The sequence below is a fragment of the uncultured Martelella sp. genome (assembly GCF_963677965.2).
Lineage (GTDB): Bacteria > Pseudomonadota > Alphaproteobacteria > Rhizobiales > Rhizobiaceae > Martelella > Martelella mangrovi.
Window position 1 is genome coordinate 1,919,154 of sequence record NZ_CAXXFM010000001.1, and the last position, 24,786, is coordinate 1,943,939.

Annotated in this window: 22 protein-coding genes and 2 pseudogenes; 10 read left to right on the forward strand and 14 right to left on the reverse strand. The window is 58.6% G+C overall.

Annotation, left to right across the window (positions count from 1 at the left end):
* The first annotated feature begins 6 nt into the window (after positions 1-6).
* A complete protein-coding gene (locus ACHZCU_RS09065) occupies positions 7-1,200 on the forward strand; it encodes an enolase C-terminal domain-like protein (protein ID WP_319518513.1) in 1,194 nt (397 codons plus the stop codon).
* Between the two features lie 760 nt (positions 1,201-1,960).
* Here ACHZCU_RS09065 and ACHZCU_RS09070 read toward each other — a convergent pair.
* From ACHZCU_RS09070 to ACHZCU_RS09105, 8 genes are all read right to left on the reverse strand, one after another.
* Positions 1,961-2,146 carry an integrase core domain-containing protein gene (locus ACHZCU_RS09070; RefSeq protein WP_324292338.1) on the reverse strand — a complete coding sequence of 62 codons (186 nt, stop codon included), beginning with the start codon at positions 2,144-2,146 and terminating at the stop codon, positions 1,961-1,963.
* Positions 2,059-2,415, reverse strand: a complete 357-nt coding sequence (locus ACHZCU_RS09075; protein WP_324292331.1) for a DDE-type integrase/transposase/recombinase — start codon at positions 2,413-2,415, stop codon at positions 2,059-2,061. The genes ACHZCU_RS09070 and ACHZCU_RS09075 overlap by 88 nt, the downstream gene beginning before the upstream one ends.
* An 11-nt stretch (positions 2,416-2,426) precedes the next feature.
* On the reverse strand, positions 2,427-2,789 hold the full coding sequence (locus tag ACHZCU_RS09080; protein ID WP_324292332.1) for a transposase: 363 nt from the start codon (positions 2,787-2,789) through the stop codon (positions 2,427-2,429).
* Positions 2,786-3,094 (reverse strand): transposase, encoded by a 309-nt coding sequence (locus tag ACHZCU_RS09085; protein WP_324292333.1) that lies wholly within the window; start codon positions 3,092-3,094, stop codon positions 2,786-2,788. The genes ACHZCU_RS09080 and ACHZCU_RS09085 overlap by 4 nt, the downstream gene beginning before the upstream one ends.
* Before the next feature lie 127 nt (positions 3,095-3,221).
* The gene (locus ACHZCU_RS09090) at positions 3,222-4,820 is read right to left on the reverse strand and encodes a glycoside hydrolase family 43 protein (RefSeq protein ID WP_319518514.1); all 1,599 of its coding nucleotides are present in this window, start codon (positions 4,818-4,820) and stop codon (positions 3,222-3,224) included.
* Between the two features lie 31 nt (positions 4,821-4,851).
* Positions 4,852-5,688: a carbohydrate ABC transporter permease gene (locus ACHZCU_RS09095; protein WP_319518515.1), complete on the reverse strand. Its 837-nt coding sequence runs from the start codon at positions 5,686-5,688 to the stop codon at positions 4,852-4,854.
* Positions 5,685-6,608, reverse strand: a complete 924-nt coding sequence (locus ACHZCU_RS09100) for a sugar ABC transporter permease (protein WP_319518516.1) — start codon at positions 6,606-6,608, stop codon at positions 5,685-5,687. Before ACHZCU_RS09100 ends, ACHZCU_RS09095 begins: the two co-directional genes overlap by 4 nt.
* Positions 6,609-6,767: 159 nt before the next feature.
* Positions 6,768-8,033, reverse strand: a complete 1,266-nt coding sequence (locus tag ACHZCU_RS09105) for an ABC transporter substrate-binding protein (RefSeq protein ID WP_319518517.1) — start codon at positions 8,031-8,033, stop codon at positions 6,768-6,770.
* Between the two features lie 545 nt (positions 8,034-8,578).
* Between ACHZCU_RS09105 and ACHZCU_RS09110 the strand changes: the two genes are divergently transcribed.
* Positions 8,579-9,688 (forward strand): LacI family DNA-binding transcriptional regulator, encoded by a 1,110-nt coding sequence (locus ACHZCU_RS09110; RefSeq protein WP_319518518.1) that lies wholly within the window; start codon positions 8,579-8,581, stop codon positions 9,686-9,688.
* A 76-nt stretch (positions 9,689-9,764) separates the two neighbouring features.
* On the forward strand, positions 9,765-10,919 hold the full coding sequence (locus tag ACHZCU_RS09115) for an ATP-binding cassette domain-containing protein (protein WP_319518519.1): 1,155 nt from the start codon (positions 9,765-9,767) through the stop codon (positions 10,917-10,919).
* Between the two features lie 542 nt (positions 10,920-11,461).
* On the opposite strand, the gene ACHZCU_RS09120 is transcribed toward ACHZCU_RS09115, so the two are convergent.
* The 4 genes from ACHZCU_RS09120 to ACHZCU_RS09135 are packed head-to-tail and all read right to left on the reverse strand — an operon-like array spanning position 11,462 to position 16,710.
* Positions 11,462-12,541, reverse strand: a complete 1,080-nt coding sequence (locus ACHZCU_RS09120; RefSeq protein WP_319518520.1) for a sn-glycerol-3-phosphate ABC transporter ATP-binding protein UgpC — start codon at positions 12,539-12,541, stop codon at positions 11,462-11,464.
* Between the two features lie 57 nt (positions 12,542-12,598).
* Complete coding sequence (locus tag ACHZCU_RS09125) at positions 12,599-13,960, reverse strand: Xaa-Pro aminopeptidase (protein WP_319518521.1); 1,362 nt, start codon at positions 13,958-13,960, stop codon at positions 12,599-12,601.
* 25 nt (positions 13,961-13,985) lie between these two features.
* Positions 13,986-15,482 (reverse strand): M81 family metallopeptidase, encoded by a 1,497-nt coding sequence (locus ACHZCU_RS09130; protein WP_319518522.1) that lies wholly within the window; start codon positions 15,480-15,482, stop codon positions 13,986-13,988.
* A gap of 31 nt (positions 15,483-15,513) precedes the next feature.
* Entirely contained in the window at positions 15,514-16,710 is a 1,197-nt protein-coding gene (locus ACHZCU_RS09135; protein WP_319518523.1) for an ROK family transcriptional regulator, read from the reverse strand.
* Between the two features lie 241 nt (positions 16,711-16,951).
* Here ACHZCU_RS09135 and ACHZCU_RS09140 point away from each other — a divergent pair, with 241 nt between their 5' ends.
* The 4 genes and pseudogenes from ACHZCU_RS09140 to ACHZCU_RS09155 form a co-directional block, all read left to right on the forward strand.
* Positions 16,952-18,223 (forward strand): ABC transporter substrate-binding protein, encoded by a 1,272-nt coding sequence (locus ACHZCU_RS09140; protein ID WP_319518524.1) that lies wholly within the window; start codon positions 16,952-16,954, stop codon positions 18,221-18,223.
* 62 nt (positions 18,224-18,285) lie between these two features.
* Positions 18,286-19,200 carry a sugar ABC transporter permease gene (locus tag ACHZCU_RS09145; protein WP_319518525.1) on the forward strand — a complete coding sequence of 305 codons (915 nt, stop codon included), beginning with the start codon at positions 18,286-18,288 and terminating at the stop codon, positions 19,198-19,200.
* On the forward strand, positions 19,190-20,014 hold the full coding sequence (locus tag ACHZCU_RS09150; RefSeq protein WP_319518526.1) for a carbohydrate ABC transporter permease: 825 nt from the start codon (positions 19,190-19,192) through the stop codon (positions 20,012-20,014). Before ACHZCU_RS09145 ends, ACHZCU_RS09150 begins: the two co-directional genes overlap by 11 nt.
* Before the next feature lie 193 nt (positions 20,015-20,207).
* Positions 20,208-20,294, forward strand: a pseudogene (locus ACHZCU_RS09155) (IS5/IS1182 family transposase); the annotation flags it as partial.
* Positions 20,295-20,540: 246 nt separating this feature from the next.
* Here ACHZCU_RS09155 and ACHZCU_RS09160 read toward each other — a convergent pair.
* Positions 20,541-20,852: pseudogene (locus tag ACHZCU_RS09160) on the reverse strand (transposase); the annotation flags it as partial.
* An 87-nt stretch (positions 20,853-20,939) separates the two neighbouring features.
* On the reverse strand, positions 20,940-21,863 hold the full coding sequence (locus tag ACHZCU_RS09165; RefSeq protein WP_319518528.1) for a LysR family transcriptional regulator: 924 nt from the start codon (positions 21,861-21,863) through the stop codon (positions 20,940-20,942).
* 190 nt (positions 21,864-22,053) lie between these two features.
* Between ACHZCU_RS09165 and ACHZCU_RS09170 the strand changes: the two genes are divergently transcribed.
* From ACHZCU_RS09170 to ACHZCU_RS09180, 3 genes are read left to right on the forward strand one after another with little or no spacing between them, the layout of a single operon-like run.
* A complete protein-coding gene (locus tag ACHZCU_RS09170; protein ID WP_319518529.1) occupies positions 22,054-23,064 on the forward strand; it encodes a hydroxyacid dehydrogenase in 1,011 nt (336 codons plus the stop codon).
* Positions 23,065-23,066: 2 nt separating this feature from the next.
* On the forward strand, positions 23,067-23,747 hold the full coding sequence (locus ACHZCU_RS09175; protein ID WP_319518530.1) for an RraA family protein: 681 nt from the start codon (positions 23,067-23,069) through the stop codon (positions 23,745-23,747).
* A gap of 44 nt (positions 23,748-23,791) precedes the next feature.
* Positions 23,792-24,745, forward strand: coding sequence for a tripartite tricarboxylate transporter substrate binding protein (locus ACHZCU_RS09180; protein WP_319518531.1), 954 nt, complete (start codon positions 23,792-23,794; stop codon positions 24,743-24,745).
* Positions 24,746-24,786: the final 41 nt, after the last annotated feature.

The following is a 24,786-nucleotide window of genomic DNA, read 5'->3' on the forward strand; positions in this document are numbered from 1 at the left end:
AATGAAATGAAGATCCAGCACGTTCGTGTTCGTCACGTGTTCGGAACATTGCAGACCGAAGGCCTCTTCTGGGAAGAGCGCCTTGTGCGGCCCGTTGACATCTATCCCGATTATCGGGCGGTGAACTGGGAAGAGGGAGGCCAGCAGAGCGACAACGCGCATCTGAAGATCGATCAGTTCTTTCTGGAGATTATTACCGACAGCGGCATTGTCGGTACGGCGGGACCGGTTAACCCGGACCCGGCGCGCCTGATCGTCTCGTCTCTGGTTCCGCGTCTGATTGGCCGGGACCCGCTGGCCGGTGAGAGTTTGTGGGACCAAATGCATCGTTTTCAGGTGCATGGACGCCAGGGGGCGACCATGCTGGCCATTTCCGCGGTCGACTGTGCACTCTGGGACATCCGTGGACAGTTTTATGGGGCGCCTGTATGGCGTCTGCTCGGTGGCTCGGGTGAATTGCCGGTTCCCGCCTATGCCAGCATGCTCGGCCATAATGTTGAGGACAAGGACCTGGTGCGCGAGCGGGCGATCGCTTTCAAGGAGAAGGGCTATACGGCGCAGAAGTGGTTTTTCCGCCACGGCCCGATGAGTGGCTATGAGGGTCTGAGGAAAAATGTCGAGCTGGTTCGAACCGTGCGGGAAGCCGTCGGCGAGGATTATGATCTCATGTTCGATTGCTGGCAGAGTTTTAATCTCGACTATGCCGTCGATCTCTGTTCCAGGATCGAGGAATATCGTCCTCGCTGGATCGAGGAGTGCTTTATGCCGGACCGCATTGACACCTATGCAAAGCTGAAGGCGAAAACACTGATCCCGCTGGCGGGCGCCGAACACGAATATACCCGTTGGGGTTTCAAGCGGTTTCTGGAGAAGGATGCGCTGGATATTCTCCAGCCGGATATCTATTGGTGCGGTGGCCTCTCGGAGGCGATCAAGATTGCCGCCTATGCCACGGTCCATGATCTGATTGTGGTTCCGCACGGACACTCCTCCAATGCCGGAATCCACTTTTCGGTCAGCCAGTCGCCTATACACACCCCGTATCAGGAAGATCTGGTGAAATGGAACCAAATCACAATGCACTTTCTGAAGACGCCCGTTCTGCCGCAGGATGGTGTCTACCATGCGCCGTCCGAACCAGGCTTGGGAATGGCGCTTGAAGCAGACAGGATCGAGTACGAGGAAGACCTGGCGGCCTGAAGGCTGTTTCCGCCTCGCTCCACTATTTCTGATCGCTTCACGAGAAGCAGTCGGTCACCCGTACACGACCTGTGCTGAGGATAGATATGTTGTCAGCTGGCAAACTATCCTTTTAGGGAATGTTAGAACCGGAAGACCGAATGGTAGGCCACATCTGTTGATCTTTCAGGATGGCGGAAGACGGGGGGCGCTCAAATTTCCATGGGCGACGCCTGCATTCCCGATATGGATATCATCACTGTGAAGCTAAAATCGCTGGATCCTTAGTCACGATCCTTGCGTGGATAACCCAACAAGACAGTGTCCAAATCCTGCCCCCGCAACCATCTTTACTTGCGAAAGCCCCGCCCCTCCGGCGGGGTTTTTGCTTTGCACCGAAAGCGTAAGGATTCCAGCGAGATCGCCGCGTACGTCGATCTCCACCTTGCCGTCCGTCGGTGTCAGCACGATGTCCTCGACCCGCGACCTGCTGATATCGGCGGCTTCCCGTGCGCTTCTCTTCATCCTCGCCCTGCAGGGCGAGGATGAAGGCTCTGGACGCGCGAGCGGTAGAGCTGCGCCATCGAGGGGTGCAGAAGGGGTGGCGGGTCGTCTGCTTCTGTGAGGAAGACTTCGACTTCCTTTTCCGCTGCTCCAGGCCAACCATCTTCGCATTGATCCTGTCCGCTGCACCTCCCTTGAGGATCAGGTCGAGCAAGGTGAAGTGGCTCGGTTTGTTTGAACAGAGCGCCGATCGTTCTTAAGTGGTTTCCGGCCTTGTTTATGCTGCCGCCGATATTGCGGGCAGCGCGTTGAAGTAAGCTTGATCGGGAGTCTTCCGGTCAAGCGATGAATGCGGGCGGCGGCTGTTGTAAACGCTCAGATATCGCCCGATACCCGCCCGGGTTTCGGCAACAGACTTGTAGGCGTGAAGATAAACCTCTTCATACTTGATAGATCGCCACAGCCGTTCGACAAAGACATTGTCGCGCCATGCTCCCTTGCCACCCATCGATATCTTGATCTCGGCATTTTTGAAACCCCAGTAAAATCAATGGATGTAAACTGCGATCCCTGATCGCTGTTGAATATTTCAGGCTTGCCATATCGGCCGAGCGCTTCCTCGACGGCTTCAATGCAGAACGCGGTTTCAAGCGTGATCAAAAGCTTCCACGACAACACCCGGCGGCTGAACCAGTCGATGACGGCACAGAGATAAACGAAGCCCCGCGCCATCGGTATATACGTTATGTCGATTGCCCAGACTTGATTGGGCGGCTGACGGCAAGGCCTTTTAGAAGATACGGATAAATCTTTTGGCCCGGCGCCGGCTTCGAGGTGTTCGGACGGCGGTAGATTGCCACAATACCCATCTTCTTCATTAGCGTTCTGACATGCAGACGGCCGACATGATAGCCTTCTGCCGTCAACAGACCCTGTAACATCCGGCTCTCGGCGAAGGGGTAGTCCAGATGCAGTTCAGCAATTCGGTGCAGCAGCGCCAGATCTGCCGCCGATGTCGCCCGAGGCAGATAGTAGACACTGCCACGGCTGATGCTGAGACCCCGAGCCTGACGGGAAATGGGAAGGGTATGGTTCCGGTCGATCATCGTTTTCCGCTCAGCAATCCGACCTTTCCGAGCGCGCCGGCTAAAAAATCATTCTTCAGCGTCAGTTCGCCGATCTTCGCATGAAGGTTTTTGACATCAACGACAGGCGCGGCGTCTTCTTTGCGCCCATCATCGAAGACGTTCATCGCTCCTTCGAGTAATTGATCTTTCCTTTGCTTGATCTGGTTAGCGTGGACGTCGAACTGCTGCGAAAGTTCGACCATGGTCTTCTCGCCCTTGATCGCTGCCAGGGTGACTTTCGCTTTGAAAGCGGGGCTATGATTGCGACGGGGCCTTCTTGTCATGGTAGCCCCTGTTGACGGCATCGCGCCGAGTTCTAGAGCCGAAAACCTCTTATACCGCCTGTCCAGTTTTCCCGCGCCATTCCATTCTGCACAGTCAGATGCATTCGACATGACAACAGGATCATCGCTACAGGTTCTGATAGGAAAACCCGTCGAAATCCGCTGTGAAATCACCGCCGGCAAGGTCATAGGCAGCCATGCCGATGAAGTTGCCGGTGAAGCTGCCGTTGACGCCGCGGCCGCCTTCGTCCGAGAGGATAGAAGCATCGAGCGTCGGCCCGACCTTTACCCAGTTGCCGCCGTCAACGGCATAGCGGAACTGCAGCACGGGACCGTCAATATCGAGGCCGAGCCGGATGGCGCCTTCTGCCGGAAGGGCAACGGGTGAGCGCAGCGCAAATGTCAGATTGGATTCCGGCCAGGCGCCATTGCAGGAGATAATCGAAAGTTCGCGACCGCCTTTTCCGTCGCCCGAAATCGCCAGATAGTGGAATTTCGAGCGATTATAATAGGCGATCAGGCCCGCAAGCTGCTGGAAGGTTTTGGGCGCGGCATCGGTCTCGGTTTCGGCGGCGCAGGCAAAGGCGGTCTGACGGCGGGCAACAAGCGCCTGCTCGAACCAGCTGCCGATAGACTGACGGCCGAAAAGCCGCAGATGACCGGGACGCGCGGAAAGGCTGAACAGGCGACCGGGCTCGGGCGAACGCAACCATTGGAATTCGATCGGCAGCTCTGCTGTGTCGAAATCTGTTGCGGTGCTATCCGGCTTTTCTTCGCCGACAGCAACGCCTTTCGGCAGATCGACCTCAAGGCTGGGGGCCATGCCGCCATCGGCCAGGCGCGGCCAGCCCTCGGCATCGAAAACGACCTTCTGGATCGAGGTTTCGCGGCCAAGCACGCTGCGTTTGATACCCGGCAGCGGCCGGCTCATGAGGTGCGCCATATAGTATTCGCCATCCGGCGTCTCGACGATGCAGCCATGACCGGAACGCTGCAGCGGCGATTGCGGATCGTCGCGGCTGGTCAGGATGTGGAGGTCCGGGTGGTTTTCGTAAGGTCCCTCCACCGATTTCGAGCGAGCGCAGGAAACGGTGTGGTTGTAGCCCGTACCGCCTTCAGCGGTGATCATGTAATACCAGTCATTGAACTTCTGGATATGCGGCCCCTCGGTGATACCGGCAGGCGTGCCGTGATAGACAACACTTGGCTCACCGATAAGCTTTTGTTCGGCGTGCGAATATTCCTGCATGACAATGCCGGCAAAGGCCGATGGCTTGCGGCGGTAATCCCAGAGCTGGTTGGTCAGATATTTGCGGCCGTCATCGTCGTGGAACAGCGAGGGATCGAAACCGCTGGCATTCAGATAGACCGGATCGGACCACGGACCTTCGATGGCGGGCGCCGTCACCAGGTAGTTGAAGGCATCCTTGAAGTCGCCTTCGGCACGCTTCATGTCGGTATAGATCAGCCAGAACAGACCGTCGGCATAGGTCAGGCAGGGCGCCCAGACGCCACCGGAATCCTGTTCCCCGCGCATATCCAGCTGCGAGGTGCGGTCCAGAGGACGTTTGACCAGTTCCCAGTTCTTCAGGTCGCGCGAGTGGTGGATCTGCACACCGGGAAACCATTCGAATGTCGACGTCGCGATGTAATAATCTTCTCCCGCGCGGCAAATCGCCGGATCGGCATTGAAGCCTTTGAGAATCGGATTGACGATTTTTGTCATTTCAAAAGACCTTTTGTTAATTGATCGCGCATCAACCCTTGACGGCGCCGCCGGTCAGCCCGGCCACGATGTATTTCTGTGCTGCAAAGAAGAAGACGATGGCCGGCGTCATGGTCAGCGTCACAAAGGCCAGAACCCGGCTCCAGTCGGTCATGTAGGCACCGCGATATTGCATGATGCCGAGCGTCCAGGTGTAGGAAGGCTGTTCGTTGAGGACGACCAGCGGCAGCAGGAAGTTGTTCCAGCTCTGAACGAAAACGAAGGTGGCAACCGTTGACAGGATCGGTACGGAAAGCGGCAGCGTGAAGCGGAAGAAAAAGCCCATATAGCCGATGCCATCGATCTGCGCGGCCTCAAACAACTCCTTCGGCAATTGTTCGAAAAAGCCGCGGAACAGCATCATCGAAAAGGCGAGGCCGAAGGCAACCTGCGGAAAGATGACGCCGGTTGGCATATCCAGCAGACCGAGATCGCGGATCTTGATGAACAGCGGCAGGATCGCCGTTGCGAAGGGAAACATCATGCCGACGGTGAAATAGGCAAACAGCATCTTCTTGCCGAAGAAATGCAGTTGCGCGAAGCAGTAGGCCGCCATGCCCGAAACGATCAGCGTCAACAGGACGCAGGAGATCGAAATGATCAGTGAATTACGCAGATAGCGCCAGAAGTCGGCCGAGGCGAGGATATCGGCATAATTGGAAAGCACCCAGTGCTGCGGCAGGCCGATCGGCGATGTCCTGAGTTCGCCGAGAGATTTGAACCCGCCGAAAACGGTGATCGAGAGCGGCCCCATGATGACGGCCGTCATGACCAGCAGGAAGATGATGCGCAGCGCCGTGCGCCAGTTGAACATGTTTTCCAGGTTCATCGTGCCGTTCCTTTCTCACGCTGGAAGGTCGACCGGTAGGTGAAGGCAAAGGTCGCGCAGAACAGGAACAGCACGATGCCGACCGCACTGCCGAAGCCGATATTCATGCGCTGAAGGCCGAAAGTGTAGAGGAAGCTGACAATGGTATGCGTCGAATTGGACGGACCGCCATTGGTCAGCGGAATGATGATGTCGAAGATCTGCATCGCGCCGATCACCGAGAAGAACACCGACATGGTGATCGCAGGCTTCAGCATCGGCAGTTTGACATAGCGGATGACCTGAAGCGGCCCTGCGCCGTCGATGGTGATCGCCTCGATCTGGTCCTTCGGGATCGACTGAAGGCCGGCGATGAAGATCATCATGTGGAAGCCGAAATATTTCCAGACGATGACGACCAGGATGGCGGTGAACGCCCATTGCCGGTTGGCCAGAATGTAGAAGCTATCGATGTTCAGCCAGCGGGCGATCTCTGCCGCCAAACCATAGTCGCCGTCAAAGATGAAGCTCCAGATCAGGCCACTTGCGACTTCCGCCAGAATATAGGGCAGGAAGAAGACCAACCGGAAGATCGTGTTGGACCAGTGTTTCTCGTAGATCAGCAGCGCCAGCACCATTGCCAGCGGCAACTGTACTAGCAATGAAGCCGCGATGATCTTCATCGAGTTGCCGAAGGAATGCAGGAAGATGCGGTTATGCGCCAGTCGCTCGAAATTCTGCAGGCCGACAAAGTCCGTGGGCGAACCGTAGCCGGACCATTTGTAGAGCGAAAAATGTGCCGCATCGATCATCGGCAACATGACGAAAGTGGTGAAAAGCACAAAGGCCGGCAACATGAAGACGACAAAGGTCACCAGTGCGTTCGATGGCCGCCATAGGGTTTTCGGGACGCCTGTCTGCGTCTTTGCGATGGTCGACAACCTGTCCTCCTGCGGACGCTGCACACGGCTGATTTATGGTGTGAGGCGTCGCGACTTGACGGGTGCGCATTCGGCGGTAACGCCACGATGCGCACGCTGATTGGCAATGACATGAAGGGAGCGGCCGGCAGGACGAAACCGCCGGCCGCCGGGAGAGGATTATTCCATTTCCCGATAGTCTTCGAGCGTCTGCGCCGCCTCTTCAGGCGTGATTGCACCGACGGCCAGATCTGCCGAGATGTCGTTGACGGCGCCGCCGAGATTGGGCCCGAATGCCTGATCGAGGTAGAGCTGCATGTTCGCCGCATCCGCCGACATCTGCGAGACTTCCTGGAAGAACGGGTTGGTCAGGGCCTCACCGGCGCCCTTGGCAATCGGGATCCACTGGCCGGCGGCGGCGTATTTTTCCTCGACCGGCTTGCTGACCCAGTATTTCAGGAAATCGACGGCCTCTTTCGGCGCATCCTTGGTGACGACCCAGCCATTGATGCCGCCCAGGACATCGGACGGATCACCCTTGCCACCGGGATAGGCCGGGAAGGCCATCATGCCGAGATCGGCTTCCGGAAGGCCTTCGCCGCTGGCGGAGTTGGCTTTCTGTGTCGAATAATTCCACTGGCCGGCCAGTTCAAACAGCGCCTGGCCGTCGCCGAACATGCCGCTTTCCTTGGAGAATGTTGCACTGGCGAAGCCATTCTGGAAGGGGGCGAGATCGGCAAGCAGCTTGAACTCTTCCAGAGCCTTGACGAAGTCAGGATTGGTGAAACCGCCATCTTCACCGGCGCGGGCTGCAGCAAGCCCATCAGTCCCCATGATCCGTTCGGCCAGATAAGCAACGTAGAAATGCAGCGGGAACTTGTCCTTGCCGCCGGCAACGATCGGCGTCACGCCGGCGCCCTTGGCCGTTTCAACGGCCGCGAGGAAATCATCCCAGGTCTTGATCTGGCTGACATCGACGCCAGCTTCTTCAGCCAGCGATTTGTTATACCAAAGGACGATCAGCGAAACCTTGGACGGTGCACCGACGATGTCGCCCTGATAGCTAAAGGCCTGCACGGCGCCCTTCGGCAAGGTCTCGTCGAATGTCGCCTTGACCTGATCGGTAATGTTCTGGGTTACGCCATTGCGCGCCTGTTCCTGAAGCACACCACCGGCCCACGACCAGTAGAGGTCAGGGCGCTTGTTGGACTGGAGCACGGTCGGCAGCTTCGACTTGAAGGCCGAGTTTTCCAGATATTCGATTGTAATCTTGGTGTCGGGATTTTCGGCCTCATAAGCGTCGACAACTTCCTGGTTGATCGTCTTCTCATAAGGATCGTTCGGTTCAATCCCCATCACGCGAACGGTGGTTTCCGCCTGGGCTACACCCATCAAACCCATCAGGGCGACAGCCGTGCCGAGCGCAAGCTTGCTTTGCAGTTTCATAGTCAATCCTCCACTGGCGCATATTCTTCAGGCGTTTACCTGGTTCCAGGCCGCCCATGCGCGAACCGAAATTCAACAACCGCGCCTTTCCTGATCCAGGCACTGCGATTGCCCTCCGCTGAGCCCCTTCCGGTCAGCCGTTCGGGTTTCAGCTTGGTGACGCCGCTTTCGAAATTCCGCAGAAAATGGAAATTTTATGGAAAATAAAATGCGAAAACGATCATCAGAAGGAAAACTATCCGCGCATTTCCATTTCGTCAATCATTCCTGCATTGAACGCGAGCCTTGAAAATTCGCTAAAATGAAGATTTTTCGCCATATTTCTTGCATTTATCATATTCCGAACGGCGAAAAATTGCAGATTCCGAATTTTAAAACGCTTTGAGCGCAGGAAAATAAAAATAGAAAAGGAAAATAAAATAATTATATTTTCTTTTTCGGAAACCCTTGGTAGATTGAGGCCAAGCGCCGCCTCCGGCCTGGGCGCCAGCTTGCCAAACCGGCAGAAAACTGGTGCCTTGCAAAGCCGGATATGGGAGGCGGATGTGAGTGGACACGACGACATGCAGACAACCGACGAGATCATCAAGACCAAAGGGCGCAAAGTCGCGCAGACAGCAACGCTGCACGATATCGCCGAGGCCTCGGGAGTCTCCATCAGCACGGTTTCAAAAGTGCTGAATGAACGCACCGGCGTCAGCCCGAGCAACCGTGCGCGGGTTATGCAGGTTGTCGAGGATCTCGGTTATCGCCGTCCTGATTCGAAACTGCGCGCCATGGCCGAGCTGGGGTCGGTTTCAATCGTGACCTTTGACCGTTATGCGGCCAATGATCACTACTATGTCGACACGCTGCGCGGCCTGACAGATGAAGCCCGTTACCTTGGCTGGGATGTTGCTCTGGATCTGGCGCTGATCGGCGATGGCTATACCGAGGTTGATCCCGAAAAACTTTTCCGCCGCGGCAAGCCGGAAAGTGTGGTCATGCTTGGCATAGACCAGGGACCGGTCATCGAGGCCATAGCTGCCCTTGGCTGTCCAGCGGTGATCGTCAACGGCGTCGATCCGCTGATGCGGATATCCAGCATTTCGCCCGATCATTACTACGGCTCCTATCGAGCCACACAGCACTTGATCGACAAGGGACATACGAAATTCCTGCATGTTTCGCATATCTATCGTGACACGGTCGCCCAGCGCATCGACGGCATGCGCCATGCGCTTGAACGCGCCGGCATTGTGTTCGATCCCGAGCGCGACCTGCTCGATACCGGCAGCGCCAACTTCTCCAGCCTGGATGCCAGCAACGCCATACGCAGCCTGATTGAGGAAGGCCGCTTCGACCACACGGCAATCGTCTGCGCATCGGACATGCTTGCTATCGGTGTCACTCAGGCGTTGCTTTCGGCGGGGTATCGCGTTCCGGAAGATGTCTCGATCGTCGGCTTCGATGATCTGCCGATCAGCATGCACTGCGAAGTACCACTGACAACCATGCATATCGAACGCGGCGAGATGGGCCGGCTGGCCATACAGATGCTTGCCGACCAGGCTGCAGGCAAACTGGTGTCACGCCGCAGGATCGGCATGACGATGAACCTGGTGGAGCGCATGTCCGTTGCGCCACCACCCAAGATCAACCAGGACAAGGACTGAGCCGCGAAATTTCACGCGGCGCATACCTCCCGGAAGCGAACAGGGACCGGGAGACAAAAGCATAGGGAGTGAGGAAATGGCCCACGTCAATCTCCAGCAGATCCGGAAGATTTATCCCAATGGTTTCGAAGCCGTCCACGGCGTCGACCTGAACGTTCGCGACGGCGAGTTCATGGTGTTCGTCGGCCCCTCGGGCTGCGCCAAAAGCACAATCCTGCGCATGGTGGCCGGGCTGGAGCAGATTTCCGACGGCGAACTGAGCATCGGCGAAACGGTCGTCAACAAACTGCCGCCGAAACAGCGCGGCATTGGCATGGTGTTCCAGAACTATGCGCTCTATCCGCATATGAAAGTCTTCGACAATATGGCGCTTGGCCTCAAGCTGGCGCATGTGCCGAAAGACGAGATCAAGAAGCGCGTCATGCATGCGGCCGAACTGCTCGAAATGGTCAACCTGCTCGATCGCTACCCAAAACAGCTTTCCGGCGGGCAGGCCCAGCGCGTTGCCGTGGGTCGCTGCATCGTCAAGCGGCCGGAGGTCTTCCTTTTCGACGAACCGCTTTCCAATCTCGATGCCAAGCTGCGCGCCTCGATGCGCGTGCGCCTTACCGAGCTTCACCGCGAACTGCGCAATACCGGCCAGCCGTCGACGGCCATCTACGTGACCCACGACCAGGTCGAGGCGATGACGATGGGCGAGCGCATCTGCGTTTTGAAGGAGGGCACCATTCAGCAGGTCGATGTGCCGACGAGCCTCTATGAGCGCCCGGCAAACGCTTTCGTTGCCGGCTTCATCGGCTCTCCGGAAATGAACATCCATGAGGCAACCGTGGTCGCCAGTGATGGTTCCCCCGCGCTGCTTCTGGGCGAGCGCACATTTCTGGCCCTGCCCAAGGACTATGCCGGCAAGCTTTCCGGTCACATGGGGCAGACAGTCCGTTTCGGTATCCGGCCCGAACATATCGTGACACCGGAAAGCGCCGCATTGCGGCGTGACGAAAACGCCATCATCGCGGAAGCAACCGGCCCCATTCGGCTGGTCGAGCACATGGGCAATGAAGTCTATGTCCACTTCGATCTCGAAGGCCTGCCATTCACCGCCCGCGTTCCCACTGACGATGCGCAAAGCCTTGACGCCTCAATGCGCGGAGAACCTTTCCGTTTCAGCTTCATCATGGAGAAATCCCATGTTTTCGCCGGAGACGAGGCTGGGATAAACCTTACGCTTTAGGGTTTGTGGGTAATTAGGATTCCCATTTTGGCTTGGCTGTGATTCAAGCTCTGGATGGACCGATTTGTTTTGACTGACGCCCAATGGGCGAAGATGGAGCCGCATTGTCTTGGGAAGTGAAGCGATCCCGGACGGAGCGGCAGGGATAAATGCCTTTTTATCGAGGCAGTCTTGTGGATAACTCGAGCCGGCAGTCCATGGCGCAATCTTTCGGCATCGGCCCCTGCGCGCTGAGCGAAGCCGTGGCACTACTCGCCCAAAACCTCAAAGGTCAGACTGCCTGAAAACCAAAAAGATAGTTTTTTCTCTGACACGACGAATCTTTGCAACAAAGCCGTTTCAAGCTCCTTGTTCGTTAACCCAAGTCTGTATCAAGGGCGTTGAGACGGCACAGCGCGAACACTGCATACGCGATCGTGGTGCTGCCACAATGTGTCCGGCTTGAAAGCGCCTCTCTCGTCAAGACAGCCCACCATCGAACCCGGGATCAAGAGCATCGGGCACACTACGGTCCGCGATGATCGCAATTCGTCGAGTAACGCTCAGGAGAGGACTGGAATGGCCTTGCCGGTCTCGGCATCAAACAGATGAATGCGGTCGGGCTTCGGTTTCAGGCGAAGCTGCATGCCTGGATCCACACGTTCCCGATCGCGCAAAAGTACGGTGATCTGTGTGTCGCCACAGCGGCAAAGCGCCTGCGTTTCGGAACCGGTCGGTTCCACAAGCGTGATTTCGGCGGGGAAACCGGTGTCTGAAATCACGAAATCTTCGGGCCGCACACCAAGTTGAACATGCTTTTTGCCATTCATTGTAATCTGACGGGGCAATGTTGCGACGACATCACCCGTGCCTGCCGAAAGAGCAAGATTTCCGTCCTTCTCGACAACCTCGACATCGATCAGGTTCATCGAGGGCGAACCGATGAAGCGAGCGACAAATGTGTTGGCCGGACGCTCGTAAAGTTCCATCGGTGTGCCGATCTGCTCGACCACGCCCTTGTTCATCAGCGCAATCCGGTCGGCCATGGTCATGGCTTCGATCTGGTCGTGGGTCACGTAGATGATCGTCGAGCCCAGCCGCTGATGCAGGCTCTTGATCTCGGCCCGCATTTCGACGCGCAATTGCGCATCGAGATTCGACAGTGGTTCGTCGAACAGAAACAGCGAAGGATTACGCACGATAGCCCGGCCCATGGCGACGCGCTGGCGCTGACCGCCGGAAAGCTGACGCGGGTAGCGGTCAAGCAGATGCCCGAGCCCGAGTATCTCCGAAGCCCTGGCGACCTGGCGCCGACGCTCTTCCTTCGCGATCTTGGCCAGTTCCAGCGAAAACCCCATGTTCCGCTCGACGGTCATATGCGGATAGAGCGCATAATTCTGGAACACCATCGCAATGTCGCGTTTCTTCGGATGGAGCGCCGTGACGTCCTCGCCGCCGATGAGCAGGTTACCGGACGAAAAACTCTCCAGCCCCGCGATCATCCTGAGAAGGGTCGACTTTCCGCACCCCGACGGCCCGACGAGGATCAAAAACTCTCCGTCCCTGATATCGATGTCGATGTCGTTGAGTATCTTGGATTTACCGAATGTCTTGACGGCATTCTGTATGCGAACATTGGCCATGATCGGGCTCCGGTGCTGCGCCGGGGCAGGGTTGCCGCCCCTTGCGCATCGGTGTTGTTATCGGCCGTGGACCAGAAGGTGGTCATGCTTGAGCCAGAAAGGCGCAAGGCAGAGCGGCGTGTTGGAAAGCGGCAGGACGCAGGGTTTCAGATCGATGCCGAGCGCGTCGCGCACAAAGTCGCGGCGCGCCATCATACGTGCGAACATCTGTGGATGCTTCAAACGGATGTCCTCGCGCAGGCTGTCGTCGGCAAACACGACGGCGTCCTCGCAGTTCAGCGCCTGGCCCTTGTTCATTGGCACGGGAATGACGTCCACCTGAACGGGCATGCCGGATGCAATGAGGCCGTTCCCGCCCTTGCGGATCGGCGTGTTCATCCATTCGTCATGGCTGAGCAGATGGCCCGGATTGAGCGCCGTATCGAGTCCGTGGCGCGCTAGGGCGTCCTCGGCCGCCTTGTAGAGCGTGCCGCCCTCAGTGCCGATATCGGCCGTTTCGTACCAGGTCACGAGTGCTTCGAAATAGCCGGCCGCTTTTGCAAGAAATGCGTCATCTCCATCGCCAAGAAGCCCGGCGCGCGAGGAAAGACCACCCCAATAGCCGACGGCTGTTGTGATGCCGTCACCAAGACGCAAGGTCCGTGACGAGGGACTGCTAAGCCCGATGACATCTGCGCTGGCATTCTGGGCGGAGAGCATGAAATGGCAGGACATCGGTTCGCCGGCATAGCCCATTCGGGCAGCGGCCGTCAGTTCGCTTTCGCCGGGACGCGCCTGCGAGAGTATCCGCCAGACCGCGACGGACGCACGCGCTGCGCCCCATTCGAGCATCGCGATTTCGTCGGCGTCGACGACGGCACGCAACCCGTCGGTCTCATGCATGAGAAGGCCGGTCACGTCGCTGAGTGCGCCCTTGTCGCCGGCAAGCCGCTGGAGCACCCGCACGAAGTGATGCGGCAGGAAATAGCCAGCGTCCTCGCTTTCGCCGGGCTCGAGATATTTCCACCCGACGAGGCCAATCGATTGGCCGGCTTTGATGCCGCAATCGGACAAGACCTGCTCGAGGTTCGGTTTCCGGCTCCGGTCCTGCCCCATGAGGCTCATCGACTGGCTGAGGACGGTCTCGACGCCTTCCAGCCCGGCAATGGCCGTGTAGGAACTGCTTTCGTTACCGGTGACAATGATGCGTTCGCCGGCCCTGCCCAGCAGCAGCAGAGCCTCTTCAAAGCGCGGTTCGAAACCTGTCAGGAACGCGATATTGGCCTGATGCTCGCGGTCGGCGTAAACGACGACCCAATCGCAATCGGCGCGCTGAAACAGTGTATCGCAACGTGCGGCAAAGGTTTCTGCGGGAATAGCCGGCCGCGTCTCGGGAATTTCAAAGGCGGGGATTTTAACGGGAGCAAGTGTAATCTGCATCGGTAGATCTCCTCGTGACGCAATATCAGTTTGTGTAAAGACCGCTTTCGGGGGACCAGTCCATTGTCGGATCGACGGGATAGACCGGGCGTGGAACATGCTTCCAGTCACGCGCGGCGAGGTTCAGGTCCACCGTTCCGCCGGTCAGCAACAGGATGTGGCGGGCAGCAATGTCCTGGATCTGCGGGTGAAGATAGCCAAGCTTGACCACGTAATAGCTGTGGGCAACCGGATCGATGCCCATCGCCCTGAAATGCGCGGGTGTGGTGATGCCGATCGGCAGGTTGTGGAATGTCGCGATCACGTCACCGATGCGGATGGCGGCCCATCCGCCCTCGGCGCTGCGATAGGGCTGAAAGCCGCCAAGTACCAGTTCGGCGCCGTAGCCCTCGATCGTGCCTGTCACCTTCATGCGTCCGCCCGGGAGTGAAATGTGTTCGGCGCCAAGTTCGAAATCGATACTGGCTCCTTTGCCCGCAGCCAGCGCTTGCGCAACAAGTTCGGGCGCATAAATACCGGCAAATACCGCGTTGCCGAGCCGCGGATCCTTGAGCGCCGCCTGCAGCACGGTGGTGAGGTCGCCCGGTGCACCGGCCGTCGTGTTGTCGCCGGAATCGCTCACATAGACAGGTTTTTCGGTCGTTTCCGCTGCCATAAGAAGCCCGTCCTCGATGCTGGCTGTCTCCATCCGCAATATGAAATCATCACGGCGGTTCCAGATGTCGCGGGCGAGATCGAGTGCGGCTGCCTTTGCCTGCTCGAGATCGCCATCACTTGTGGCGATGGCCGTCATGCCCGTCCACGGGCGGTCGTTGAAAGCAAAGCCGACCATGATGTTGGCCTCCATAATGCCGTCACGGGAATCATAGGCCGGCAGGGAGGCATAAAGATGGGCACCCGGCGTTTGCGGGGTGATCGCCTGCTCACCCGCAATCAGGATCGGGATGTGGACTGCGGCGGTTTTGGGCCGGATGCCGGTGCGGATCACACGCAGCAACTGGTGGCAGGCGCGATAGCCTGTCTGTTTGTCGTCGCGGTGTGGTGCGGTGCGCAGGGCGCTGAAAACCGTCGCGTTTTCGAGCATTTCGGGTGTGATATGACCATGCAGGTCAAGCGCGACGCTGACCGGAACATCCGGGCCTATGGTTGCCCGTACCGCAGCCAGATAATCGCCGTCAGCCTGAACGTGGAGATCATCCACCTCCAGGGCGCCGTGGTTGGCGATGACGACGCCGTCGAAGGGACCGTTTTCCTTCAACAGCGCACAGGTTTCCGCCTTGATCTGCTCGTAATTGGCAAGCGTAAGCGCGCCGCCGGGCAGCGCCGTGGACCACAGCAACGGCACGGCCTCGACATCGCGCTCTTCCTCGATGCGCGCCAGAATGCCGCGGACAAGCCAGAGATTGTTCTCGGGCAGTTCCTTCGCCCGGTAGGTCTGCATCGCATCGCTGTCGGTTTTTAGCGGAGAGCCGATCAAGGCTTCGACGGACAGACCAACGATCGCGATTCTCAGTTTGGACATTTTCGCTTCATTTCCTTTGTTATACTGAAAGTCACCACGGGAAGGGCTGGCCGCTGTTCGTGTCGGTCAGGCCGCCGAGCGCCAGCGCCAGACCGCCCCGCGGCGTTTCTTCCCTGGCCAGATCGGAAACCACGATCGTGCAGAGCGCCCGTGCCGAAGCCAGCGCATGGCGGGAAACCGTGCGCTCCATGCCGGCTTCGAGAAACGGCATCAGTGACGCGATTCCGCCGCCGAGAGCGATCATTTCCGGATTGAAAAGATTGATATAATTGGCAAGGGCCAGGCCCAGCATTTCCCCTGCCTCGTCGAGTGCCGAAAGAGCGGCGGCGACACCGTTTTCAGCCAGAGCACGCATCTGGGAAAAGTCTTCGACATTCAGCTCAAGCTGGGCGAAACGACGGACAAGGGCGGGCTCCGAAAGGTAGGCCGACAGGCACCCCGAGCAGCCGCATGTGCAAAGCCGTCCATTGGGGACGACCTTTATATGGCCCAGTTCGCCGGCAAAGCCGCCTGCTCCGGCATAGGGGGCACCATCCAGAAAAAGACTGCCGCCGACACCGGACGCGCTGTCGACGAAGACAAAGTCGTTGGCCTCGGCGCATCGCCCGAACATCTTTTCGGCAATGCCGGCCGCGCGGCTGTCATTGTTGAGCCAGACATTGGGTCCGAACTGTTCGACGAGCGCGCCCTGAAGATCGAGGTCGCGCCAGCGCATATTCGAGGATTCCGCAAGACGCCCGTCATTGGCGACCAGTCCGGGCACGGTGACCCCGATGGCCGAAACTTCATCGCGCTTACGGCCGATTGTCTGAAGAAATGTTTCCAGTCCCGCTTCGACGCTTTCTCCGAAATCAGCCGCTTCCCTGAGTGGCAGAACGTTCCGGGTAGATTTCGGGACGCCATCGAGCCCGGATGCAACAAACCGCACCTTTTCAGGCAGGATATGAACGCCGATCAGCAGCCCGGCCTCGGCGCGCAGGGTCAATGCTTCCATCGGCCGCCCGCGCCGAACGGGTTGCTCCTCGGGCTGGTGGCGTTCCAGCAGGCCCAGACTGTCAAAATAGCCGGTGATCGCTGAAACCGTGGAGCGGTCAATCCCCGTGGCGAGGCCAATGTCCCGCTGCGAGATATGCGGGGTCTTGCGCAGCGTATGAAACACCGCGATCGAGTTGATCCGCCGGAGGACCGAGGGATGCATTCCGCCGAGATTTTTGGGCTTCCGGTTCATTTTTTAATTCCGATAATCTGATTTAATTTTCTTAAACCAGCCAATTGCTCTACGTCAAGTGTTCCCTTAAATATAAAATAATATATTTATATTCAACGATATGAATGAATTTGAGCGTTTTTTAATCAAAAACTCTATTGACAAAATTATGTGCATAAAAATACGATTTGGTCATTGGTTCTGAATAATTAACCATTCAATTTCCGACGTCACGCTACAATCGACAAAAAGGGGAATTCTCATGTTTGTACGCGCTACGCTTCTGGCGAGTTGCGCCCTTGGCCTCGCGACAGCCGCCCATGCCCAGGAACCGAGCCCGGTCTGGCATTACTGGGGTGCCGGTGCAGAGCTGGAGGCCATCACCAGCCTCATCGATCTTAACAACGAAAACTATGCCGACACGCCCGTTGTCGGCGAGGTCATTCCGGGCAATACGGTGGAGCTGCGGCGCCAGTTGCAGACCGCCATGCTTGGCGGTAATCCGCCAGCCGCCTATCAGAGCGCGATGGGCTATGAGATCAAGACGTTTGTCGATGCCGGCCAGCTCAAGTCGGTTCAGGATGTTTGGGATGAAGTCGACGGAAGCGAGATTTTCCCGTCGGGCCTGCAGCGCGTGATGAAGGTCGACGGCGTTCCCTATGCAATCCCGCTCAACATGGCGGTTATCTCCAACATCTTCTACAACAAGGAGTTGTTCGACGATAACGGCTGGACCGCCCCGCAAACCTTCGATGAGCTGAAGGCACTGTGCGACGAGGTCGAGGCCACCGGCATCGCCTGCTTCGCCAATGGCGCCGGCTCGTTCTGGAGTCTTTACAATTTCTACGCTCCGCTGATCTCTGTCGTTGGAACCGAGGGCTACTTCAAGCTTGCTTCCGGCGAGATGCCCTTTGACGGGCCGGAGTTCCGGGAAGCCCTCAAACTCTACGGTGAGGTCTATGCCGCGAACTACATCGAAAACTGGGGCGGCAAGACATGGGCCCAGGGTGGCGAGGACGTCGTTGCAGGCCGTGCCGCCATGTACCAGATGGGTGACTGGATTTCAGGCTATTTTCAGGAACTGGGCTGGGCCCCGGGTGAGGATTATGACTTCTTCCCCGCGCCCGGCGTCGATGGCGCCGTCGTGATCCAGGTCGATGCGATCGCGACACCCAACGGCACGGAAGCCTCCGAGGCCGCCGCAGCGAACTTCCTGCGCACATCAGCGAGCGCCGAAGGCCAGGCCGCGTTCAACCGCTACAAGGGATCGGTCGCGGCCAATCTGCAAACATCCGACGAAATCTATGATTACATCGGCAAGAAGACGAGCGCCGAGGTGGCCAGCGCCAATGAAACTGACGCGGTGATGCCGAACCTGTTCTTCCTGCTGCCGACGGAGCTTGGCACCGAACTTGGCGTTCAACTCGAACGTTTCGCCGCAGACCCGTCGGATGCCACGATCGATTCAGTGGTGGAAACGCTTGAAGCCCTCCGTCAGGACGCGCTTTCCCAAGAAAGCTTTGTCAGCTGGTAAGCTGAGCAAATGATGAACTCCCGCCGGCCCGATGGCCGGCGGCTTGTCATGTGGAGTGGACGATGCATAGAGACAAACCCGCCCCTTGGGAGAAAAGTGCCTGGCTGACTTTTTGCCTATTCCTGTTTATCCCGGTGCTGTTCTTTATCGTCTTCTATATTTATCCGGTCATCGATACGGTCTGGCTTTCATTTCAAAGCTGGAACGGCCTCACGCCAAACCGTGTTGATGTGGGGTTGCGAAATTATGCTTCGCTTCTCAATAGCAGCCGTTTCTATCACTCGTTGTTCAACAACCTTAAATGGCTGATTTTTTATGTCATCGGGCCAACTGGTCTGGGGCTGGCGCTCGCCATACTCGTCAATCGGCTGACGCGGGGGCAGTCGCTGTTCAAGTTGGTCTATTTCCTGCCATACACACTTCCGCCTGTCGCCGTGGCTGCCATCTGGCGCTGGCTTTACGAGCCGAGTGCGGGCCTTATCACGCAGGTTCTCAACGCAGTCGGCCTCGGCTTTCTGGCGCGCAACTGGATCGGTGATGCCGGCATCGTTACCTACTCACTGATGGCCGCCAGTCTCTGGTGGTCGGTCGGTTTTTCGTTCATCGTGTTTTTTGCCGGGTTGCGCAACCTGCCGAAGGAGTGTCTCGACGCGGCCCGGATGGATGGCGCCAGCGCCTGGCAGATGTTCACCAAGGTTACGTTTCCGCTTTTGTGGCCGTCAACGGCAATCGCACTCGGCATGTCTGCCGTCGACGCCATGCGGCTTTTCGATATTGTCTGGGCAATGACCAATGGCGGGCCGGCCTATGCCTCGGATGTTCTTGCCACGCAGATGTACGACACCGCTTTCGGCAGGCTCAAAATGGGCGAGGCGAGCGCCATTTCCGTCGCAATGCTGCTTGTTTCGGCCATCATCATCATGCCGTTCGTGGTCTATATGGCCCGTCAGGTGGAGCGCTCAGAAAATGATCAGTAACACGACTTCCAGAACGGCGCAGGTCACCTCCTATCTCGGAGCCGCAGTTATCGCGGTTGTCTTCCTGACGCCGCTACTCGTCGCGCTCAATACTTCGCTCAAGACACCGGCTGAAGTCTTGAACGTCTTTTCTCTTCCCGCTAGTCCGAATCTAGACAATTACGCCGCCGCCTGGTCACAGATTGGCCGCACCTTCCTCAACAGCCTGATGATCACCATACCCGGTGTGTTCTTCTCGGTGCTTCTGGGGGCCGCCGCGGGATTTCCGCTATCCCAGATCCGTGGCAGGGTCGGTTTCCTGATCTATCTCCTTTTACTGACCGGCATGCTTGTGCCGTATCAGATCGTCCAGATTCCGCTGTTTTCGCTTATGCGCCACCTTGGTCTTCACAACACCATTCCGGGCATGTGGCTTGTGCATGCTGCCTACGGCGTTCCGATCTGTACTTTTTTCATGCGCAACTTCTTTGCCTCTGTGCCGCGCTCGATGTTCGAGGCAGCACTTCTCGATGGCTGCGGAACCGGAACCTACTTCTACAAGGTGCTGCTGCCGGCCTCACGCTCCGGCCTTGCGGCTCTCACCATCATCCAGTCGCGCGCCGTCTGGAACGACCTTCTCTTCGCCATGACGCTGACCAGCAATGATCAGGCGCGTCCGGTGACCGTTTCGCTCAACGCCCTGACCAGCGGCCTGCAGGTCCAGCACGGCATTCTGATGGCGGCAACAATCATCTCCGTGCTGCCCGTTGTCATTTCCTACCTGCTGTTCCAGCGCGCTTTTGTCGCCGGCGTGCTTGGCGGCAGTTCGAAATGAGGGATTTGAGGTCAGGGCTATAGGGCGGCAGGAAAAGGAACCGCATCCTTTTCTGTCAAGGACACTGTGCTACCTTTGCACTCTTGCGAACAACCGGATTTCCTTCGTCACATCGGCGATGTTCGCCTTAGGGGCAGGACCCCATTGATTGATGGTGTTTGATGTGATTCAGGCTCCGTAAAGGAGAGTGATCATGAGCGACCTTTATTGGCTGACAGACGAACAAATGGCGTTGCTTACACTGTATTTCCCCAAGAGCCACGGCAAGCCACGCGCGGATTGAACCGCACCGGGTATGCCGGAGGCTGTTTGGCTTAAGCTGCGCGGCGATAGCTGGTCCGTCCAGCATGGCGTAATACTGCTCCCCGACCTCGTAGAGGCCGTTGATCGTGTCGGCGAGGACATTGTCATAAGCGTCAGGTCGCTTTCAGCGGAAGCCGTCGATGCCTTGCGCGGCCAGTCGCTCCGAACACTTGATCGACACATATTGCCCCCCCCCCTTGTCCGAGTGGTGAATGTCTTTCCACGCATCCGGAACCTTTTCGGAAAGCGAAAGGCCCAAGAACCGCATGAACGAGAGCCGATTCTGAATGACGAACTCGGCCTGATCGTCGGACAGGTTGTAAATGGCCTGCAGCACGAGGATCTTGAACATCATGACTGCGGGAAACGGCGAATGCCCGCCTTTCGACCCGTCCGAACGCTTCAACGCTTTGGCCAGCGGCTTCTCGAAAACGGGCCATGGAATAATGTCGTTAAGCTTCTCCAGAGGATCGCCGACAGCACTCAGGCGCGCATAGCGCTCATCAAGATCAAGGAAACCGAGCTGTCCGCGCACCGTCCGCTCCATGCAAATCACCATGCCCAAAGTGGATCAGAAAGCATCGATCTTTGCGAGGTTTTTAGAGGCGTCCAGTCGGGTGCGTCAAATCAACGGGACCCCATTCTCGTCCTCGCCATCCTTTCCCGAGCGCACGCCATAGGGGCCGCAGAGATCGACGAGCACGCCATGCAGGGCACGGGTCAGTTCCCGTCTCGGAGAGCCGACACGGTCAACAAGGCCAATTTGCCGCGTGATCTGAGGAGTGCCGAAAGGGATCTTTACGACTTCGAGGCCTTCGGGCTCCTGCAATGCGACGTGGGGCACGACCGAGATGCCGAGACCCTGGCGCACGCAGGTCACGATCGAGCCGATCGTGTCGATATGGGCGACATCCTGAGTGACGACGCCGAGGCGGGACAGTTCCGTGTCGATGAGGTTGGCCAGTGGAACCGGGCTGTGAAAACGGACATAGGGCCGGGTATTCAGCAGATAAATCGGGTCGCGGCTTTCCGTTCCGGCCGGAGCAATGAGCCAGAGCGGCTCCTTTAGGAACGGAGACCAGCGCAATGCATGCGGAAATCCGACATGTTCGGCGACCATGGCCGCGTCCAGACGGCCCGCGGCGACATCGGCGATCAGCGGCGCCGAGAGTGAGACGCGCAGGTTGATCCTGAGTTGCGGATACTCATCCCGCATCCGTAGAAGCGCGCGCGGCAGCAGGTTCAGAGCGCTGGACCGAACCGAGCCGAGCAGCAGGGTGCCGGCGATCTGGCTGCCCCGCAAAACCGCCTTGGCATCTTCTTCCCGTTGGAGAATATCCTTTGCCATATCAAGGACCTGCGTTCCCTGCGTGGTGAATTTCGGCGGCCGGCTGGCGCGGTCGAAGATGACCACGTCCAACTCCTGCTCCAGAGCTTGGATCTGCTGGCTGACGGCTGAGGGAGTGAGCCCGACTTCATCCGCAGCACGGGCAAAAGTTCCCTGACTGTGGATGGCGAGAAGGGTCTTTAATTGACGAGTGTCCATATCAAATCCAGTTTATCTTAATTTAATAACAAAAATTAATCGCTTTTGTGAAGTCAATCTTTCTATTAAGGCTTTTGTACAGGAGGAGATGTTCCGGAAACGGCTGGGAGGCCAATCCGGAGGATCCCAAGAAATTCAGAAACAGTTGAGTGCGTTCCGCCCCCTCGGAACGTCCTTGGAGACCTGTGCGATGAGCAAGACGATACTTGTAACCGGCCCCGACCTTGCCGCCGAAGCAAAGGCGCTGGCGGCCAGCCATGGCTACGAACTGGTGCATACGCCGGCCTATTCGGATTCCGCCGTGATTTCGGACTACATGGCGAAGACCGGGGCCGTCGGGATCGTATCGCGCATGGGCCGTATCGACGCTTCCGTCATCGACGCGGCGCCGCAGCTTCGGGTGATCTCGAAACATGGCGTGGGCGTCGACAATATCGACATCGTCGCTGCCGCGGAGCGCGGCATTCCGGTGTTGGTCGCGACGGGCGCCAACGCGGTTTCGGTGGCCGAGCATGCCATTGCCCTGCTGCTGACCGTGTCCAAACGCATCCTGCCGCTGGACCGGAGCCTGCGCGAGGGCCGCTGGGAAAAGCCCGGTTTCCAGGGGTGCGAGCTGAACGGCGGCACCATGGGTCTGATGGGCATCGGCGCGATCGCACGCGCCACCGGCGCCATGGCCAGAGGGCTGGGCATGACGCTGATCGCCTATGATCCCTATGCGCCCGACAGTGCCTTCGAGGCGGTCGGCGCGCGCCGCTCAGCCACCCCGCAAGAGCTTTTCGCCGGGTCGCAGGTGCTGTCGTTGCACTGCCCGCTGACCGAGGGGACCCGCAATATTCTGAACGCCGAGGCGCTGGCGCTGATGCCGCAGGGATCCTATGTCATCAACACCGCACGCGGCGGGCTGATCGACGAGCCCGCGCTGGTGGCGGCTGTTGCCTCCGGCCATATCGCGGGCGCGGGTCTCGACACTTTCGCATCCGAACCGCCGGGACCGGATCACATCTTTTTCTCGCAGCCTAATATCGTGATGACCCCCCATATCGGCGGCGTCACCGCCCAGGCCAATGCGCGCGTCGGTACCGATGCGCTGCGCGGGATTTTCCAGGTCCTTGACGGCGAGGACGTCGCGCCCGAGCGGATCATCAACCGCAAGTTCCTTGCCGCTTCGCCGGCGCCCCTCACCAGCGTGGAGAAATAACAATGCCTGCCGGTTTCCGTATCCTCAGCCGCCCCCGGGTCGCCCCGAAAGAACTCGTCGAGGCCTTCGCCAGGCTGCCCGTCGCCAATGTTTCGGACAGCATGTCGCGCATGACGGCGGCCGGCCCGACCCTGCGGCCGATGCATGCCTCCGGCAGCCTGGCGGGCGTGGCCCTGACCGTGAAGGCGCGGCCGGGCGACAATCTGATGCTGCACAAGGCGATCGACATGGCCGGGCCGGGCGACGTGATCGTCGTCGATGGCGGCGGCGACCTGTCCAACGCGCTGATGGGCGAGCTGATGCTGGCCTATGCAGTCAAAAGGGGGGTCGCGGGCTTCGTGCTGAATGCGGCGATCCGTGACCTCGACGCTTTCGTGAAGACCAACCTGCCGACCTTTGCCGCCGGCATCAGCCATCGCGGCCCTTACAAGGACGGCCCCGGCGAGATCAATGTGCCGATCAGCATCGGCGGCATGGTGATCCACCCCGGCGACATCGTCATCGGCGACAGCGACGGCGTGCACTGCGTTCCGCTTTCCGATGCGGAGGAGGTTCTGAAGAAGACCCAGGCCAAATCCAGTGCCGAAATCAACCAGATGAAGGCCATTGCCGAAGGCACCAACGATCGCACCTGGGTGGATGCGACGCTGCAGCGGCTGGGCTGCGAATTTCCCGCGGACTGATCCGCAACCAGACGACCAATGAGCATGTTATGGAGGAGAGAACCATGCTGAAATTGATCCGAATGACGGCGCTGACCGGCGCGATGATCCTGTCGGCCGGCGCTGCGCTGGCCGAATATCCGGAAAAGCCGATCGAAGTGATCGTCGGTTATTCCGCCGGCGGCGGTACCGATGTGATGGCGCGGACTGCAGCGCCCTTCATCGAGAAGTATCTTGGTGACGGGGCGAGCGTGGTGGTCAAGAACGTGCCCGGCGCGTCCGGCCAGATCGGTGTGACCGAGGTCGCCGGGGCCGATCCCGACGGTTACACCCTCGGCACGTTCAACCTGCCCGGCATGATGGCGCGTACAATCGACCGGAAGGCCGATTACGACAGGGACAGCTTCACCTACCTCGCCAACGTGGTGAACGATCCCAACGTGATCGTCACCGGAAAGAACAGCGGCTTCGATACGATCGACAAGCTGATCGCGGCGGCGAAGCAGGACCCGGGCGCGATCACCGTGGGCATGTCCAGCCTCGGCGGCGACGACCATTTCGCGCTGATCAAGCTGGAAGGCCTGATCGATACCGAGTTCACCATCGTTCCCTTCAAGGGCTCCGCGCCTGCGCGGACCGCGCTGATGGGCGGCCATGTCGCGATGGGGATTCTCAATATCTCCGAGGTGGCAAGTTTTCAGGACGAACTCAATGTGCTGGGCGTTGCAACCGAGGAACGCTCGAACTTTGCCCCGGAGATTCCAACGTTCAAGGAGCAGGGGGTCGATCTCGTGAATGGCGCCATGCGCGGTTTCGTCGCCCCGGCCGGATTGCCGGACGATGTCGTCGCCAAGCTGGACGGGGCCTTTGAACAAATGGCCGACGACCCCGAGTTTCTGGCCGCGATGAAGGCCACGGCGAACCCGGTCGAGATTGTCACCGGCGACGACTTCAAGCAGCTGACGTCGGACCTCTATGACCTGGCGAACGGGGTCTGGCAGGAAACGCCCTGGAACTGATGTTCCATGCCGGCGGCGCGTCGGATGATGCGTCGCCGGAC